This window comes from Burkholderia sp. BCC1998 (assembly GCF_905339875.1).
Taxonomy (GTDB): Bacteria; Pseudomonadota; Gammaproteobacteria; order Burkholderiales; family Burkholderiaceae; genus Burkholderia.
Genome location: NZ_CAJPHE010000002.1, coordinates 437,046 through 452,394, shown reverse-complemented (window position 1 = coordinate 452,394; position 15,349 = coordinate 437,046). Strand labels below are relative to the sequence as shown.

Genomic DNA, 15,349 nt, shown 5'->3' with positions numbered 1-15,349 from the left:
CGCTGCCGGCAGCGCCATTCGATTGCGCCGGCGCCCGCCGCTGCCTTACGATCCACCAGACCCCTGACCGGAGTGCGCTCATGCTGTCCGAAGACGAACTCGCGCTGCTCGATGCGATCCGCGCCACCGGCAGCCTGTCGCGGGCGGCCGCGCGGCTCGGCAAGGCGCCGTCGACCGTGTCGCACGCCGCGCGGCAGCTCGAAGCGCGCTTCGACGCGCTGCTGTTCGACCGGCGCGGCTACCGGCTGCAGCTCACGCCGGCCGGCCAGCTGCTGACCGACGAGGCATCGCGCCTCGCGCTGGACGTCGCGCGGCTCACGCAGCGCGTGCGGCAGGTCGCGAGCGGCTGGGAGGACCGGCTATGGATCGTCAGCGACGAGGTGCTGGAATTCGATACGCTGCTGCCGGTCGTCCGCGCATTCGATGCGCTCGATTCGGGCGTGTCGCTGCGTTTCACGCACGAAGTGCTCGGCGGCACCTGGGAAGCGCTGCGCGACGGTCGCGCGGACCTGATCGTCGGCGCGACCAACGAGCCGCCGGCGATTCCGGGCTTCAAATGGTTCGAACTCGGCGCGATGGAGTGGGTGTTCGCCGTCGCGTCGCGCCATCCGCTGGCGTCGGCGGGCGCGCCGCTGACCCGGGACGCGATCGGCGCGCATCGCGCGGTGGTCGTCGCCGACTCGTCGCGGCAGGCCGTCGGCCGCGCGTACGGGCTGCTCGGCGGGCAGGCGGTGCTCGCGGTGCCGTCGATGCGCGCGAAGATCCTCGCGCAGCGCGACGGGCTCGGCGTCGGCTGGGTGCCGCGCCGGCGGGTCGCGTCGCTGCTGGCGCGCGGCGAGCTGGTCGAGAAGGAAACGGCCGATCCGCGCGAGCCGAACGTGCTGTATGTCGCGTGGCGCGGCGACCGCGACGGCCGCGCGCTGCAATGGTGGCTGGAGCAACTGCGCGAACCGCGGCTCGCGCAGCGTCTGCTCGACGGGATCGACGTGTCGGGCTGAGCGCGCCGGGCCGGCACGCGCCGGACGGCCGGGGCAAACACGTTCGAAGATTTCGCACATGTCTGCCGCGCCGGTCGTACGGCAAGGCCGGGCGCCGCGCGCATCCTGTGTTCACGGTCAACTCACCGGTTCAAGGAGAACATCATGCAACGCTTCGAAGGAAAAACGGTCCTCGTCACGGGCGGCAACAGCGGCATCGGCCTGGCGGCCGCACGGGCATTCGCGGCCGAAGGCGCGCGGGTCGTCATCACCGGTCGCGACGAGCAGACGCTTGCCGCCGCGCGCGAGTCGCTCGGCGACGGCGCGCTCGCGATCCGCAACGAGGCCGGCAGCGTCGCGTCGGCGCGGGCGCTGGCGGACGCGATCGCGGCCGCCGGTGCGCGCCTCGACGCCGTGTTCATCAACGCGGGCGTCGCGAAACTCGCACCGTTCGCGGATATCGACGAGGCGTTGTGGGACCTCGTGTTCGACACGAACGTGAAGGGCGCGTATTTCCAGATCCAGGCGCTCGTCCCGCTGCTGAACCGCGGCGCGTCGATCGTGATCAACGGCTCGATCAACGCGCACATCGGGATGCCGGGTTCGTCCGTGTATGCGGCGAGCAAGGCGGCCGTCAACTCGTTCGCGAAGACGCTGTCGACGGAACTGCTGCCGCACGGCGTGCGGGTGAACGTGGTGAGCCCCGGGCCGGTCCAGACGCCGCTGTACGGCAAGCTCGGCCTCGATGCGGCGACGCTCGACGAGACGGCCGAGAAGATCAGGGGGCTCGTGCCGATCGGCCGGTTCGGCACGCCGGACGAAATCGCGTCGACGGTGCTGCACCTGAGTGCGCCCGAGTCGGCGTTCATCGTCGGCGCGGAAATCATTGCGTCGGGCGGGATGGGCTTGCTTTGAGCGGAGAACCGGCGGGGCTGCACGGCCTGACGCGAGTCAGGCGCTGCAGCCCCGCCGTGCCATCGCATCGCTAGCGCGATGCACAGGCGTCACGGACGTCGCCGGCCTGATCGCGTCCGTGGAGCTGCGTGACCGTCAACCCAGAGAACGTCGCGCTGCCGTGCTCGGCGAACACGGCGACGCGGTCCGCATCGGGCGGCGGGAAGATCAGGTCCGTCAGCGCGACGCGGCCGCCGTTCGCGAACACCTCGACCGAACCGCGATCGACGACGATTTCGAGCCGCAGTTGCCCGTGCTCGAGCGGCAGATCGACGATGTGCTCGCGGCTGAACGTGCCCGCGAAATCCGTGGCGCCGGAGCGCGAGCGGTCGAGCGTCAGCGTGCGCTTCGCCGTGTCGTACACGATCCGGGTGCCGATCGAGCCATCCGCGGAGCCCTGCACGATCAAACCCGCGCGGGCCGCGCGCCGCGGCGCGATCGTCACCGTGATGCGCTGGACGGTGCCGCGCGTGGCGTCCGACAGCGTGCGCGTGGCGGACTCGACGTTCAGGTTGCCTTCATGCACGGCGGGCCGCCCGTCGGCCCACGCATCGAACGCGGCTGCCGGCGTCACGATGAGCGTCGGTTCACCGCCGATCGTCTTCAGCGCGAGTTCGCGCGGCAACGTCGTCGCGCCGCGCCACGGCGCCGTCGGCGCTTTCGCCGCGTAGTCCCAGTTGCTCATCCATGCAATCGCGACAGGGCGCGCGCCCGGCGCGCCGGAGAATGTGCCGGCCGCATAGAAGTCGGCGCCGTGATCGACCCAGCGGAATCGCGCGGGATCGGAGCCGGCCGGTGCGACCCGGTCGGGGACGAACGTGCGGCCGTCGAAGTCGCCGACGAAATACATCGCGCCGGAACCGCCGGCGATCGACCACGGGTTGACGTTGACGATCATGACCCACTTGATGTGCCGCGGATCGTCGTCGACGGGCAGCGGCACGAGGTCGGGCATTTCCCACAACGCGCCCGCATGCGGCACGTCCGGCAGCGTGAAATCGCTCAGGAACGACCAGTGAATCAGGTCGTCGGAACGATAGAGCTTCACGACCTGCGCATCGGCGACGACGGTCGTCATCAGCCAGTAGCGTCCCGGCGCGTACCACGCCACCTTCGGGTCGCGGAACTGCTTCGATTCCGGATCGAGCGTGAGCACCGGATTGCGCGCGTAGGGCCGCCAGGTCGCGCCGTGGTCGAGGCTGTACGCGAGCGACTGCGCCTGCGTGCCGGCTGCGTGACCCGAGCCGTCCTTGTAGACGCTCGTGTAAAGCGCAACCAGCGGCGTCTCGCCCGGCGCGCCGAGGCCGGACGTATTGTGCGTGTCGGCGACGATCGAGCCGGAGAAGATTTCTTCCGTCGCGTTCGCGCGCATCGCGACCGGCTGCTCGCGCCAGTGGACGAGGTCGGTGCTGGTCGCATGGCCCCACGACATGTTGCCCCAGTCGTGGCCGAGCGGGTTGTATTGGTAGAACAGGTGATAGCGGCCGTTCTCGTACACGAGGCCGTTCGGATCGTTCATCCAGTTGCGTTGCGGCGTGTAATGCACGGCCGGTCGCCATTGTGGCGTGCCGTTTTCGGGCGGCGTGCCGCAGGGCGCGGCGATGGCGTGCGTGCAGGCCGCGCTTGCCGCACACGCGAACAGCAGCCGGGCGATCCAGCGGGAAAAGCGAAAAAACGTCGATTTCATGCGGGGTTCCGTGCTTCGGCGCGCGAAGCGGGAAAGGAGCGCGCATGCCGCTTGCGACGGCGGCATGCGCGATTTCTGCGAAGGAGGGAGGCGGCGCGCCCGCGACACGCGCGACGTGCGCCGCCTCGACGCGGGCGGGCGGTGCCCGCCGCGTCCGTAGCGAGCCCTTTACGGACTCGTCACGGGCGGGTGCCCGCGTCGCCGTCAGTGACCGGCGCCCGTCGCCGGCAGGTTCGTCGGGATGTCGCCGTAACCGCCGAGGCCGCCACGTCCGTACGTGCGGTCGACCGCCGTCGACGTGCCGTTGATGTTGACCTTCACCGTCGGCGCGAGCGTGCCGCCGCGACGCGGGCCGATCGCATCGATGAACGACTCGACGAGCCCGCCCGGCATCACGAAGTGCGAATACGACTGGAATTCGCGCGGGTTCTGGTTCGGGTCCTGCGAATACGGCGCGCCGGCCGGTGCGGAGAAGTCGGTCGGGTTGCCGAGCACGAGGCCGCTGCCGCCGTTCAGCGGCAGGAAGTCGCTGCGGATGCCGTTGCCGACGAAGCCGTAGACGCCGTCCGGCCCGTCGACGCCCGCGGCCATCGTCGTGCGGTGGCTGATCGTGAACAGGTAGTACTTGCCGTCCTTCAGATAGATCTGCGGACGCTCGGTCTGGTCGTCGACGCAGTTCGCCGACAGGATAGGCGGCAGGAACTTCCATTCGGTCAGTTGCGGGTTCGTCGCGACCGCCAGGCCGACGTTGGCCTTTTGATACACTGCGCCCGAGTTCATCACGGCGTTGAGGTCTTCGCGGTACGGATCGTTCGGCGCGTAGCCGAGGTCGGCCTCGGTGCAGGTCCGGGCGCCGCGCTGGCCGCCCGTGTTGCCTTCGAACACCATGTAGGTCTTGCCCGGATGCGCGGGGTCGGTGAACACGAACGGATCGCGGAACGAGAAGTAGGTGTTCTGCTGGCCGGTCTGGTAGTAGTTGCCGTCCGGCTGCAGCAGCGCCTTGTGATCGTCGAAGCCGCTGAACCACACGTGCTTGTCGTCGGCATGGATATGACCGTCGGCGCGCGTGATGATCGCCTGCGGCGGCGTGATGTCGGCGCCGCCGGGCGCCGAGCGGTTGAACGACGTCGCGGTGTAGTACAGGCTGACGTTGTCGCCCTGCGTGAGGCGCGCGGAGCCCGACCATTCGGCGTTGTTGGTCATCGGCGACGTGCCGAACACCTTGACGCTCGCACCGTCCGGGAACAGGTGGCCGCCCCAGGTCCAGCCGCCGTTCGCGGGCCGCTGCGACGCGGGAATGCCGGCGCGGCGGTAGAAGAAGCCGATGCGCGCGTGGACGTGACGATCGTCGAACGTGTAGCCGGCATGCGGGTCGGCCGTGAGCGAGAAGATCACCTCCCAGCCCTTGTAGCTGAGCTGGTTCGCGCGCAGGTCGGCGAGCGGCCAGGTATCCCAGACCCATACGTTCGAGTTGATCAGCGGGAAATCCTGCGGGATGTCCGGCATCGTCAGCGCCTGCGGCAGCGAGTTCCTGTCGGCGCCGGCCGTGTGCGACTGCGCGACGATCTGGCGGATGTCCGCGCGGGTCCAGCGCATCGTGAAGTTGCCTTCGGGGTCGTAGGCCTGCTGCGTATGCGGCGTGGGCGCGGGGGCGCCGGTGCTCTGTGCATGGGCGACGCTCGACGCGGACGCGAAGGCGGCCAGTGCCGCGCCAGCGAACAGCAAACGCTTGGCCGCGGTCGCGCGGCAAAAAGGAAAGTAAGTCATGTAGGCGTAGTTTCCGTTGACGGTGAGAAGGAACTGCTGACGGGATATCGATATCCAAACCGGTTTGGATGCTAATTCAAACCGGTTTGGACGTCAAAAGATTAATTTTTGACGGTAATAACTACCATTCGGCAATAATTGCTGCGCGAGCGGCGCGGCCGAATGGCATGCACAACGCGAGGAGCGACGTGAAGGTGAATCTGAAGGCACTGTCGGATGCGCTCGGGCTGTCGCGCACGACGGTCAGTCGGGCGCTGAACGGCTATGACGATGTGAGCGAGGCGACCCGCGAGCGCGTGATGAAGGCCGCGCGCGACCTCGGCTATGTCGCGGATCCGACCGCGCGCCGGCTGGCGACGGGGCGCTCGGATGCGATCGGCATCGTGTACCCGTTCGGCGCGGGAGATCTCGGCGATCCGCGCTTCGGCGAGGTCGTCGCGGGCATCACCGAACGGCTCGCCGAGCGCAATCTCGACTTCATCATCGCGGCCGCGCGGCCGAACGCCGAACTGGACACGTATCGCCGGCTCGTCGACGGGAAGCTCGTCGACGGGCTGATCGTCGCGCGCACGCTGGTCGACGATCCGCGCCTCGCGTACCTGCGTTCGCATGCGTTTCCGTATGTCGCGTACGGTCGCACGCAAGCTGCCGAGCCCTACGCGTGGTTCGATTTCGACAACGAGGCGGGCGCGCGCGATGCGGTGCGGCGCCTGATCGGCTTCGGTCATCGCCGTATCGCGATGATCAGTGCGCCGCTGTCGCTCAATTTCGCGATGCAGCGTCGCGCCGGGTATCTTGCGGCGCTGCGCGAGGCCGGTATCGCGCCTGATCCGGCACTGCTCGTCGAGTGTCCGTTTACGCGCGACGGCGGGCAGCAGGGCGTGCAGGCGCTGCTCACCCGGGCCGAACGGCCGACCGCGCTGCTGGTCGACAACAACATCGTGGGCGGCGGCGCGTTCCGGGCGCTGATCGACGGCGGCTTGCAGCTGGGGCGGGACATGTCGCTGATCGTCTACGACGGCGTGCCGCCGGACGTCGCGCATCCGCATCGCGTGACGGCGGTGGTGCAGCCGACCGGACATGCGACCGGGCGTGCGCTCGCGGACCTGATGCTGGCGTTGCTCACGGACGGCGTTCGCGGCCATCGGCTCGAGATGCCGGTGATCGACGCCGGCGATACGGACGGGCCGCTGCACGGGTAGCCGACGCGGCGCGAACCGGGGAGCGGGGCGCGCTCCGCAACGGACGTTGCGGCACGCGCTCCGTCGCAAAAGCCATGACGGCGGCAGGGCCGAATGCCGGGTTTCTAGACGACCGGTCTAATTCGACGCTATCATCCAGCCTCATGAATGCGACGTCGCGAAAATGCCATATCGCGCTGCGATGCTGGGCGCGCAGGTGATGCCGTCGCTTTTTTTCGAGCCATTTCTAGACGACTGGTCTATTAGGCCTGGCAATATTTTTGGTACGGAGCCGGCACGTTGACGCGCGCCAGCGGCCTAACCCGCAGGCGCGCCGTCGCCGTCGCCGCCGCCGCGACGCGGCCCCGTTCCCCCATTTCTAAGGAGTGTCCGATCATGAAGATTCTGGTTGTCCTGACCTCGCACGACACGCTCGGCGACACCGGCAAGAAAACCGGCTTCTGGCTCGAGGAACTGGCCGCGCCGTATTACACGTTCAAGGATGCGGGCGTCGAGTTGACGCTCGCGTCGCCGCAGGGCGGCCAGCCGCCGCTCGATCCGAAAAGCAGCGATCCGTCCGCGCAGACCGACGCGACGCGCCGCTTCGACGCGGATCCGGCGGCCAAGGCCGAACTCGCCGCCACGCGCAAGCTGGCCGAGGTGTCGGTCGACGATTACGACGCGGTGTTCTATCCGGGCGGGCATGGCCCGCTGTGGGATCTCGCCGAGGACCTGCATTCGATCGGCCTGATCGAGCGCGCGCTGGCGGCCGGCAAGCCGGTCGCGGCCGTGTGCCACGCGCCGGGCGTGCTGCGCCACGTGAAGGACCCGAAGACCGGCGAGTCGGTCGTGCGCGGCAAGCGTGTGACGGGCTTCACCAACAGCGAGGAAGCGGCCGTCGAGCTGACGGAAGTGGTGCCGTTCCTCGTCGAGGACATGCTGAAGACCAACGGTGCGCAGTTCGAGCGCAGCGCCGACTGGGCGCCGCATGTCGTCACCGACGGGCTGCTGATCACGGGGCAGAACCCCGCGTCGTCGGAGCCGGCAGCCGAGGCGCTGCTCGCGAAGCTCGGCCGTCAGTAAGCCGAGCCTGGCGCCGGCATGACCGGCGCCGGATGGTTTCCGTCGTCGGGCGCGACCGTCCCGGCGACGGCTCGCATCGTTCCGCCGTGCGCACCGCGCGGCGGCTCATCCAGTCGTTTCGCAGAACCAAGCAAAGGAGTGGTGGATGTCTGCCCTGTTCGAACCGTTCAAACTCAAGGATGTCACGCTGCGCAACCGCATCGCGGTGCCGCCGATGTGCCAGTACGTCGCCGAAGACGGCGTCGTCAACGACTGGCATCACGTGCATCTGGCCGGTATCGCGCGCGGCGGCGCGGGCCTCGTGATCGCGGAGGCGACGGCCGTGTCGCCGGAAGGCCGCATCACGCCGGGCTGTGCCGGGCTGTGGACCGATGCGCAGGCCGCGGCGTTCGCGCCGTCGGTCGCGGCGATCAAGGCGGCCGGCGCGGTGCCCGGCATCCAGATCGCGCATGCGGGCCGCAAGGCGAGCGCGAACCGTCCGTGGGAAGGCGACGACCACATCGCCGACGGCGATCCGCGCGGCTGGCAGACCATCGCACCGTCGGCGGTGCCGTTCGGCGCGCACCTGCCGAAGACGCCGCGCGCGATGACGCACGACGACATCGCCCGCGTGCAGGCCGACTTCGTCGCGTCGGCGAAGCGTGCCCGCGACCTCGGCTTCGAATGGCTCGAACTGCACTTCGCGCACGGCTACCTCGGCCAGAGCTTCTTCTCCGTGCATTCGAACCAGCGCGACGACGAGTACGGCGGTTCGGCGGAAAACCGCGGCCGTTTTCTCGTCGACACGCTGAAGGCCGTCCGCCAGGTCTGGCCGGAGCACCTGCCGCTGACCGCGCGTCTCGGCGTGATCGAATACGACGGGCGCGATGAAGCAACGCTCGCCGAATCGATCGCGCTCACGCAGCGGATGAAGCAGGAAGGCCTCGACATGCTGAGCGTGTCGGTCGGTTTCTCGACGCCCGACGCGCGCATTCCGTGGGGCCCGGCGTTCCTCGCGCCGATCGCGGAACGCGTGCGCCGCGAGGCCGGCTTGCCGGTGTCGTCCGCCTGGGGGATCGATACGCCGCAACTGGCCGAGCGTGTCGTCGCCGAGCAGCAGCTCGATCTCGTGATGGTCGGCCGCGCGCATCTTGCCGATCCGCACTGGCCGTACTACGCGGCCAAGCAGCTCGGGGTCGAGCGGCCGTCGTGGACGCTGCCCGCGCCGTACGCGCACTGGCTCGAACGCTACCGCGTCGCCGACAAGGCGGCCTGAGCACGCGTTGCACCGCGCGGCGCTGCGGCGTTCGCGGCACGCATTTGACGATGCTTGGCAGTGCGTGCGCATGCCGTTGCGGCGTCGATGGATAGAATGGCGGTTCGTACAGGCTCGCGGCCTGCACGACCGCCATTTTTTCATTTCGACCGAGGTGCCATGCGCGCACATGTCTCGCCTTCCCAGGATTCCGCCACGCGGCCGCGTGCCCAGCAGATCGCCCGCGCCGTGCTGTATGCGGCGCTGCTGGTGCTCGCGCTGTGGGTGATCCGAGATTTCCTGCCCGCCATCGCGTGGGCCTGCGTGATCGCGATCGCGTTGTGGCCGCTGCTGAAACGCTTCGAATCCGACCGCTGGTTTCGCGACCGGCCGACCCTGATCGCGACCGTGATCACCGCGGGCGTGTCGCTGCTGGTCGTGCTGCCGGTCGCGATCGCGCTCGCGCAGGCGATCTCGCAGGCGCACGACCTGCGCCTCTGGCTGCATTCGATCCAGGACAACGGCATTCCGCTTCCGGACGTCGTCGGCCGGTTGCCGTACGGTGCCGCGCAGGTCACCGAGTGGTGGCAGGCCAATCTCGGTCATCCGCTGCACGCGGGCAGCGCGATGCATGGCGCGAGCGGCGAGAAGTTCATCGCGTTCGGCCGGCAGTTCGGCACGAAGCTCGCGCATGCGCTGTTCGAGTTCGGCTTCATGCTGGTCACGCTGTTCGTGATCATGCGGGCCGGCCACAAGCTGTCGGGCGCATTGCTGCAGGGCGCGCGGCGCGCGTTCGGCCGCGGCGGCGCGGATCTGATCGAACGGATGGTCGCGGCCGTGTACGGCACGGTGACCGGGCTGGTCGTCGTCGGGCTGGGCGAGGGCGCCATACTCGGCGTCGCGTATGCGCTCGCCGGGGTTCCGCACGCGGCGCTGCTCGGCCTCGTCACGGCCGTCGCCGCGATGCTGCCGTTCTGCGCGCCGATCGTGTTCTGCGGCGCGGCGCTCTGGCTGTTCGTGCAGGGCGCGACCGCGTGGGCCGTCGTGGTGCTGGTGCTCGGCTTCGTGGTCGTGTTCGTCGCCGAGCATTTCGTGCGGCCGGTGCTGATCGGCAGCTCGACCCGCCTGCCGTTCCTGCTCGTGCTGTTCGGCATCCTCGGCGGGGCCGAGACGTTCGGGCTGATCGGCCTGTTCGTCGGCCCCGCGCTGATGACGGTGCTGACGATGCTGTGGGCGGAATGGGTCGCTTGACGATGCCGCCCGTCGCGCCGACTCGACGCATCGACGTCAGAAGGCGGCTGGGCGCGCGAACGCGTCGGCCACGGCCACGATTCGTGACGATCGGGCACGCGCCGGACTGCGTCGGGCAGCGCATCGGACACAAGTCTCTACATTTCTTTTCGATCCGGACCCAAAGGTCGAGTAGCATGGGGCTTTCGATCACGCCGGCATGGCGCAGCAGATTTCACCAAGCATGCGATTGATTCCGATGTCCCGCCCCGCAGCGACGCTGTCCCTGGCCGCCAGCTGCCTGATGCTGCACGGTTGCGCGTGGTTCGACTCGTGGCTGCCGTTCTCGTATTCGCGCACGCCGCTGGCGAGGGCCGCGTCGCGGCACGGCGCGACGCGCGCCGACGTCGTTCGCGCCGGCGGCAACCCGCGCAGCGTGTGGATGGTCCGCAACGGCAGCGGCGTCTGCTACAACTACTTCATCGAGCACGACAACGATCACCGGGCTTTCTTCGTCGTGTTCGACAAGGCCGGCGCCGTCACGCAACACGGCTTCGATACCTGCATGGACGCCGATCGCAAGGGCACGCTTCAGTCGGACAAGGCCGCCTCGCGCTAGCGCGGCCGCCATGCGCCGCGCGAGCGTGTCACGCCGTCGTCACGCTATCGTGTCGACCACGCCGCCATCGACGCGCAACGCCGCGCCCGTCGTCGCCGAGGCCTGCGGCGAGCACACGTACACAACGAGATTCGCGACTTCCTCCGTCGTCGCCGGCCGCTGGATGATCGAGCTCGCGCGCTCGCTGCGCACGAAATCCACCGCGACGTCGTCGATGCTGCGGCCCGTGGCGTCGGCCGTTTCCTTCAGCAGCGCGCGCACGCCTTCCGACATCGTCGGCCCCGGCAGCACCGAATTGACCGTCACGCGGGTCCCGGCCGCGAGTTTCGCGAGGCCGCGCGCGATCGCGAGCTGCGCGGTTTTCGTGAACCCGTAGTGAATCATGTCGACCGGGATGTTCAGCCCGGACTCCGACGAAATGAACACGATGCGGCCCGTGTTCCGCGCGAGCATCCCTTTCAGGTAGTGCCGCGCGAGACGCACGCCCGACATCACGTTCATCTGGAAGTAGTGGGCCCATTCGTCGTCGTCGATGTCGAAGAACGCCTTCAGCCCGTAGATGCCCGCGTTGTTGACGAGGATGTCGGCCTCCGGCGTGTGCTGCGTGATGCGCGTGACGCCGGCGGCGTCGGACAGGTCGGCCGCGACGCCGTCGAGGTCCGCGCCGGGTACGGCGCTGCGCAGCTGCGCGAGCGCGGCGTCGACCGACTTGTCGCTGCGTCCGTTGACGACGACGCGTGCGCCCGCCTGCGCGAGCCCTTCGGCGATCGCCAGCCCGATGCCGGCGGTGGAAGCGGTGACGACCGCGGTCTTGCCTGTCAGATCGATGTGCATGAGCGTACCGGTTGGAAGAGGGAACGGAACCCGCCGGGCGTGCCGCGGCGGCCGGAAATCAAAGCTTAGGCGATCCGGCCGCGAAGCGTCGGGTCGCGGTTGCATCGCGCCGCGCAGTCTTGTACGGTGTGCGTTCGCCATCCGATCCGGGAGCCCGTCGCGTGAGCCGTTCCGCCAACCCCTGCGCCATGCCGTCGCCGTTCTGGCGCGACGCCGCGCTGCCGTTCATCGAGGCGCGCACCGTCGACGACGGGCGGACGATCTGCTACGCGAAGCACACGCACGACACGTTTTCGCTCGGCGCGATCGTCGGCGGCACGAGCACCTACCTGAACGGCGCGACGAAGGAGCACGTCGGGCGCGGCGTGCTCGTGATCATCGATCCGGAGCAGGTGCATGCGTGCAATCCGTACGGCCCCGACGCATGGGCGTACCGGATGGTCTACGTGGACGTGCCGTGGCTCACCCGCCTGCAGCATTCGCTCGGGCGCGACCCGAACCGCGATTTTCACGGCTTTTCGCCGAAGTTGACGGAACGGCGCGACCTGTTCGCACAATTCGGCGGCTTTTACCGCACGCTCGTGGCGCCCGGCGTCGATCCGCTCGGCAAGGAGAGCGCGGCGGTCGAGTTCTTCACACGGCTGCACGGCGCGCTTGATCGCGAACTGCCCGACGCCGCCCGGCGCGGGGCCGACAACGCGAAGCTCGCGCGCGCGGCCGACTACATCGCCGCGCATTGCCGTCAGGCCGTCTCGCTCGATGCGATCTGCGCGGCCGCCGACTTGTCGCCGTCCTACCTGATCCGCGCGTTCAACGCCCGCTACGGGATGACGCCGCATGCGTTCCTGATCGACCGCCGCGTGCAGTACGGGCGGGCTGAGTTGCGCCGCGGCCGGCCGATCGCCGACGTCGCGCTCGATGCGGGCTTCGCGGACCAGGCGCATTTCCAGCGCGCATTCCGGCGCATCGCGGCCGCCACGCCGGGGCAGTATCGAAGCGCCGCGAGCTGACCGGCGAACCGTGGGGCGGTGCCGGCGCCGGCGCCGCGACCACACACCGAAACAACGGCGCTAAACGTCGAGCAGATAAAGCGCGCTGCCCGCGAGCAGCAGCGCCATCGCGCGGTTGAACAGCCGCATCCGCCGCGCATTCGCGAGCTGGTGCCGCAGCGACGCACCCGCGTACGCCCAGCACGCGATCGACGCAAAGCAGATCACCAAATACAACGCCGCGAATTGCCACACCTGCGCGGGCTCGCCGTCGGCCGCATACGCGCCCATCGCAGCCACGCACGCGAGCCACGCCTTCGGATTCAGCCATTGCATCGCCGCGCCGGCCGCCGCCGACGGGCCGGCGACGTTCGGCGCAGCCGGATCGTCCGGATCGGCCGACAGCCGGCCGTCGTCGAGCGCGAGCCGCAGCGCGAGGTAAAGCAGGAACGCGATTCCCGACCATTGGGTGGCGGTGGTCAGCATCGGCCAGCGCGCGAGCGCCGCGTGCAGCCCGAGGCCGATCAGCAGGAACAGCGCGACGAAGCCGAGCGTCGCACCGGCCGCATAGCGCAGGCTCGCGCCAAGGCCGTGGCGTGCGCCCGCGCTGAGCGCGACGATGTTGACGGGACCGGGCGTGATCGACGACGCCAGCGCGAACGCGGCCATCGAAACCAGCATGCTCATTGATTGCCTCCATGCGAATGTCAAAGTCGCATCGAGACTAAAGACGCCGTGCGGGTCCGTATTGAAGAAAACTGCCCTCGGCGGCGCTGTCGGGATTCACGTCACGCTGAACCGGGCGCAGCGCTCACCGGCGACCGAAAGCCACTGGACGCAGGCGGCGCAGCCAAAGTCATCGAGTCTCGCGTCACGGACGGGCGGCGGTCGCGAGCGCGTCGAACGCATCGGCTTCCGGAAGCTGGAGCCACGACTCCGGGCCTGCGTCGATTTCTTCGACCGTCAGCAGACAGGCATCGAGTTCGCGACGCAACCGGACGTGATCGATCGACTGCCCGATGAACACGATTTCCTGCCGGCAATCACCGGTCGGCTCTTGCCATTTTTGCAGCACGCCATCGCGCCGATAGTCGTCGTGCGGCCAGTCCGACCGAGAAACGAATCGCCACCATCGCCCGACGTAACCCCACTGGAACGCTCCGCCCGTCTGCACGAGCATGGCGATGTCCGCATATCGGTGCGCAGCCCAGACATATCCCTTGCAGCGAAGCAGTCGGCCGTTGGTCCAGGGGCGACGCAGCAACGCGAGCAGGCGCGCCGGATGAAACGGCGCACGTTCGCGATAGGTCCACGACGCGATCCCGTACGCATCCGATTCCGAGGGGCGCTCGTCGACCTGCATGCGTTGCATCCATCCCGGCGATTCGACGAGCGCCGGGAGATCGAAGCGCCGCGTATCCAGGACGTCTGGCGGATCGACCTTGCCGTGCTGCATCGGCAGGATTCGCGCAGAGGGATTCAGCGACGCCAGAATGGCGCGCAGCCGGTCGAAACCCGCATGGCCGATCCGGTCGAGTCGGCTCACGAGAATCACGTTCGCGTATTCGACTTGTTCGATCAGCAGGTCCGACAGCTTGCGCGGCGGACCGGAATCGCTGCCGTCCGCGAGCGAGGCATCGCGCGTGACCGGTTCGGCCGACGCGATCATGTCCTCGAACGTCTCGCCGTCGACCACCGTGACGAGCGTGTCCAGCCGCGCGAGCTCGCTGAGGCTGAAACCGTCCCGGTCGAGAAACGCGAACGTCTCCGCGACCGGCATCGGCTCCGAGATGCCGGTCGACTCGATCAGCAGATAGTCGAAGCGATGCTGCCGCGCCAGCGTGCTGATCTGCTCGAGCAGATCGGCACGCAGCGTGCAGCAGATGCAGCCGTTGCTCATTTCGACCAGTTCGTCCTCGCCGCGATGCAGCTCGACGTTGCGCCGCACATCGTCGGCGTCGACGTTTACTTCGCTCATGTCGTTGACGATCACGGCGACCTTCAGGCCGGCGCGGTTGCGCAGGATGTGGTTCAGCAACGTCGTTTTCCCGGCGCCGAGGAAGCCGGACAGCACGGTGACCGGAATCCTCGGCGGCGCGGCGGCCGGCGCTCGCCTGTTTCCCGGCGTCGTCATGCGTTCTGCCCGGACGCGCGATCCAGGTAGCCTTCGAACAGGTCGACCACGACGTAGCCGTCGTCGGCGGCGTCGCCCCACAGATCCTTCACGCGGAACTCGACATGATAGGTCGGCTGATGCGCGGCGCCGGTGTCGCCGTGGCCGATCGCGTCCGGGAATGGCCACGATTCGGTCGTCCGGTGCAGCACGATGCCTTCCTTGCCGCGAACGTAGCCCGGCGCGCGGATGTGTCCGCTGACGTATTCGTCGCGCACGACGACGCGATCGCCGACCTCGAACCGCGTCGAGTCGGGTGGCGCCGCCCGGCCGCCGGATCGCGGCGGGTTCGCGAGCCGGAAATGCGAACCGAGCGCGCGGTCGAGTTCATCCTGCGTGAGCACGCCGGTTTCGACGAGCAAGGTTGCGGTCGCGATCACGTAGCGCTCGTAGTAGCGCGTGCCGACGTGCTGGCGCACGTCGATGCGTTCGACTGCATGACGTACCTCGTCGACGCTGAATTTTTTCAGTGGGTCCACGCCGACGAACATCAGGCTGTACGCGAGATGCTCCCAGTCTTCCTTGAAGACCGGCTTGTAGCCGAGACTGTTGATCGTGTGCGGCACCGGGCCGAAACCCTGGAATCCGCCGAGGTCGTGAAAGCCGTCCATATGAGGTGAT

General features: G+C 68.7%; 14 protein-coding genes. 8 read left to right on the top strand and 6 right to left on the bottom strand.

The genetic code is table 11. The annotated features are described in order from the left end of the window. Window positions 1-80: 80 nt before the first annotated feature. Both U5A56_RS05350 and U5A56_RS05345 read left to right on the top strand, forming a co-directional pair. Window positions 81-998 carry a LysR family transcriptional regulator gene (locus U5A56_RS05350; RefSeq protein WP_321921212.1) on the top strand — a complete coding sequence of 306 codons (918 nt, stop codon included), beginning with the start codon at window positions 81-83 and terminating at the stop codon, window positions 996-998. A gap of 144 nt (window positions 999-1,142) precedes the next feature. Then, window positions 1,143-1,892: an SDR family oxidoreductase gene (locus tag U5A56_RS05345; protein ID WP_321921210.1), complete on the top strand. Its 750-nt coding sequence runs from the start codon at window positions 1,143-1,145 to the stop codon at window positions 1,890-1,892. Between the two features lie 70 nt (window positions 1,893-1,962). On the opposite strand, the gene U5A56_RS05340 is transcribed toward U5A56_RS05345, so the two are convergent. Together U5A56_RS05340 and U5A56_RS05335 are read right to left on the bottom strand one after the other, a co-directional pair. Further along, window positions 1,963-3,618, bottom strand: coding sequence for a glycoside hydrolase family 32 protein (locus U5A56_RS05340; RefSeq protein ID WP_321921206.1), 1,656 nt, complete (start codon window positions 3,616-3,618; stop codon window positions 1,963-1,965). A 204-nt stretch (window positions 3,619-3,822) separates the two neighbouring features. Continuing rightward, complete coding sequence (locus tag U5A56_RS05335; RefSeq protein ID WP_321921204.1) at window positions 3,823-5,385, bottom strand: glycoside hydrolase family 68 protein; 1,563 nt, start codon at window positions 5,383-5,385, stop codon at window positions 3,823-3,825. Between the two features lie 167 nt (window positions 5,386-5,552). Between U5A56_RS05335 and U5A56_RS05330 the strand changes: the two genes are divergently transcribed. From U5A56_RS05330 to U5A56_RS05310, 5 genes are all read left to right on the top strand, one after another. Further along, window positions 5,553-6,587: a substrate-binding domain-containing protein gene (locus U5A56_RS05330; protein WP_321921408.1), complete on the top strand. Its 1,035-nt coding sequence runs from the start codon at window positions 5,553-5,555 to the stop codon at window positions 6,585-6,587. Between the two features lie 375 nt (window positions 6,588-6,962). After that, window positions 6,963-7,649 (top strand): type 1 glutamine amidotransferase domain-containing protein, encoded by a 687-nt coding sequence (locus tag U5A56_RS05325; protein WP_044843008.1) that lies wholly within the window; start codon window positions 6,963-6,965, stop codon window positions 7,647-7,649. 145 nt (window positions 7,650-7,794) lie between these two features. Next, window positions 7,795-8,904: an NADH:flavin oxidoreductase/NADH oxidase gene (locus U5A56_RS05320; protein WP_321795358.1), complete on the top strand. Its 1,110-nt coding sequence runs from the start codon at window positions 7,795-7,797 to the stop codon at window positions 8,902-8,904. 159 nt (window positions 8,905-9,063) lie between these two features. Further along, window positions 9,064-10,134 (top strand): AI-2E family transporter, encoded by a 1,071-nt coding sequence (locus U5A56_RS05315; protein ID WP_321921202.1) that lies wholly within the window; start codon window positions 9,064-9,066, stop codon window positions 10,132-10,134. Between the two features lie 223 nt (window positions 10,135-10,357). Continuing rightward, on the top strand, window positions 10,358-10,732 hold the full coding sequence (locus U5A56_RS05310) for a hypothetical protein (protein ID WP_044843011.1): 375 nt from the start codon (window positions 10,358-10,360) through the stop codon (window positions 10,730-10,732). 39 nt (window positions 10,733-10,771) lie between these two features. Here U5A56_RS05310 and U5A56_RS05305 read toward each other — a convergent pair whose 3' ends face one another. Continuing rightward, window positions 10,772-11,566: an SDR family NAD(P)-dependent oxidoreductase gene (locus tag U5A56_RS05305; protein WP_321921200.1), complete on the bottom strand. Its 795-nt coding sequence runs from the start codon at window positions 11,564-11,566 to the stop codon at window positions 10,772-10,774. Window positions 11,567-11,727: 161 nt separating this feature from the next. On the opposite strand from U5A56_RS05305, the gene U5A56_RS05300 reads away from it, so the two are divergent. Beyond that, complete coding sequence (locus tag U5A56_RS05300) at window positions 11,728-12,576, top strand: AraC family transcriptional regulator (RefSeq protein ID WP_321921198.1); 849 nt, start codon at window positions 11,728-11,730, stop codon at window positions 12,574-12,576. A gap of 60 nt (window positions 12,577-12,636) precedes the next feature. Here U5A56_RS05300 and U5A56_RS05295 read toward each other — a convergent pair whose 3' ends face one another. The 3 genes from U5A56_RS05295 to nthB all read right to left on the bottom strand — a co-directional run bounded on the left by U5A56_RS05295 (window position 12,637) and on the right by nthB (window position 15,339). Beyond that, window positions 12,637-13,242, bottom strand: coding sequence for a LysE family translocator (locus tag U5A56_RS05295; protein ID WP_321921196.1), 606 nt, complete (start codon window positions 13,240-13,242; stop codon window positions 12,637-12,639). Between the two features lie 184 nt (window positions 13,243-13,426). Then, window positions 13,427-14,689, bottom strand: a complete 1,263-nt coding sequence (locus U5A56_RS05290; protein ID WP_321921194.1) for a GTP-binding protein — start codon at window positions 14,687-14,689, stop codon at window positions 13,427-13,429. Next, window positions 14,686-15,339 (bottom strand): nitrile hydratase subunit beta, encoded by a 654-nt coding sequence (nthB, locus tag U5A56_RS05285; protein ID WP_321795371.1) that lies wholly within the window; start codon window positions 15,337-15,339, stop codon window positions 14,686-14,688. The genes U5A56_RS05290 and nthB overlap by 4 nt, the downstream gene beginning before the upstream one ends. Window positions 15,340-15,349 lie beyond the last annotated feature (10 nt).

What these genes read in the sequence shown, in the direction of transcription:
- U5A56_RS05330 (WP_321921408.1), top strand. Translation starts at nt 5,553, where the DNA reads ATGCACAACGCGAGGAGCGACGTGAAGGTGAATCTGAAGGCACTGTCG.
- U5A56_RS05320 (WP_321795358.1), top strand. Translation starts at nt 7,795, where the DNA reads ATGTCTGCCCTGTTCGAACCGTTCAAACTCAAGGATGTCACGCTGCGC.
- U5A56_RS05290 (WP_321921194.1), bottom strand. Translation starts at nt 14,689, where the DNA reads ATGACGACGCCGGGAAACAGGCGAGCGCCGGCCGCCGCGCCGCCGAGG.
- U5A56_RS05340 (WP_321921206.1), bottom strand. Translation starts at nt 3,618, where the DNA reads ATGAAATCGACGTTTTTTCGCTTTTCCCGCTGGATCGCCCGGCTGCTG.
- U5A56_RS05305 (WP_321921200.1), bottom strand. Translation starts at nt 11,566, where the DNA reads ATGCACATCGATCTGACAGGCAAGACCGCGGTCGTCACCGCTTCCACC.
- nthB (WP_321795371.1), bottom strand. Translation starts at nt 15,339, where the DNA reads ATGGACGGCTTTCACGACCTCGGCGGATTCCAGGGTTTCGGCCCGGTG.
- U5A56_RS05295 (WP_321921196.1), bottom strand. Translation starts at nt 13,242, where the DNA reads ATGAGCATGCTGGTTTCGATGGCCGCGTTCGCGCTGGCGTCGTCGATC.
- U5A56_RS05335 (WP_321921204.1), bottom strand. Translation starts at nt 5,385, where the DNA reads ATGACTTACTTTCCTTTTTGCCGCGCGACCGCGGCCAAGCGTTTGCTG.
- U5A56_RS05325 (WP_044843008.1), top strand. Translation starts at nt 6,963, where the DNA reads ATGAAGATTCTGGTTGTCCTGACCTCGCACGACACGCTCGGCGACACC.
- U5A56_RS05310 (WP_044843011.1), top strand. Translation starts at nt 10,358, where the DNA reads ATGCGATTGATTCCGATGTCCCGCCCCGCAGCGACGCTGTCCCTGGCC.
- U5A56_RS05315 (WP_321921202.1), top strand. Translation starts at nt 9,064, where the DNA reads ATGCGCGCACATGTCTCGCCTTCCCAGGATTCCGCCACGCGGCCGCGT.
- U5A56_RS05345 (WP_321921210.1), top strand. Translation starts at nt 1,143, where the DNA reads ATGCAACGCTTCGAAGGAAAAACGGTCCTCGTCACGGGCGGCAACAGC.
- U5A56_RS05350 (WP_321921212.1), top strand. Translation starts at nt 81, where the DNA reads ATGCTGTCCGAAGACGAACTCGCGCTGCTCGATGCGATCCGCGCCACC.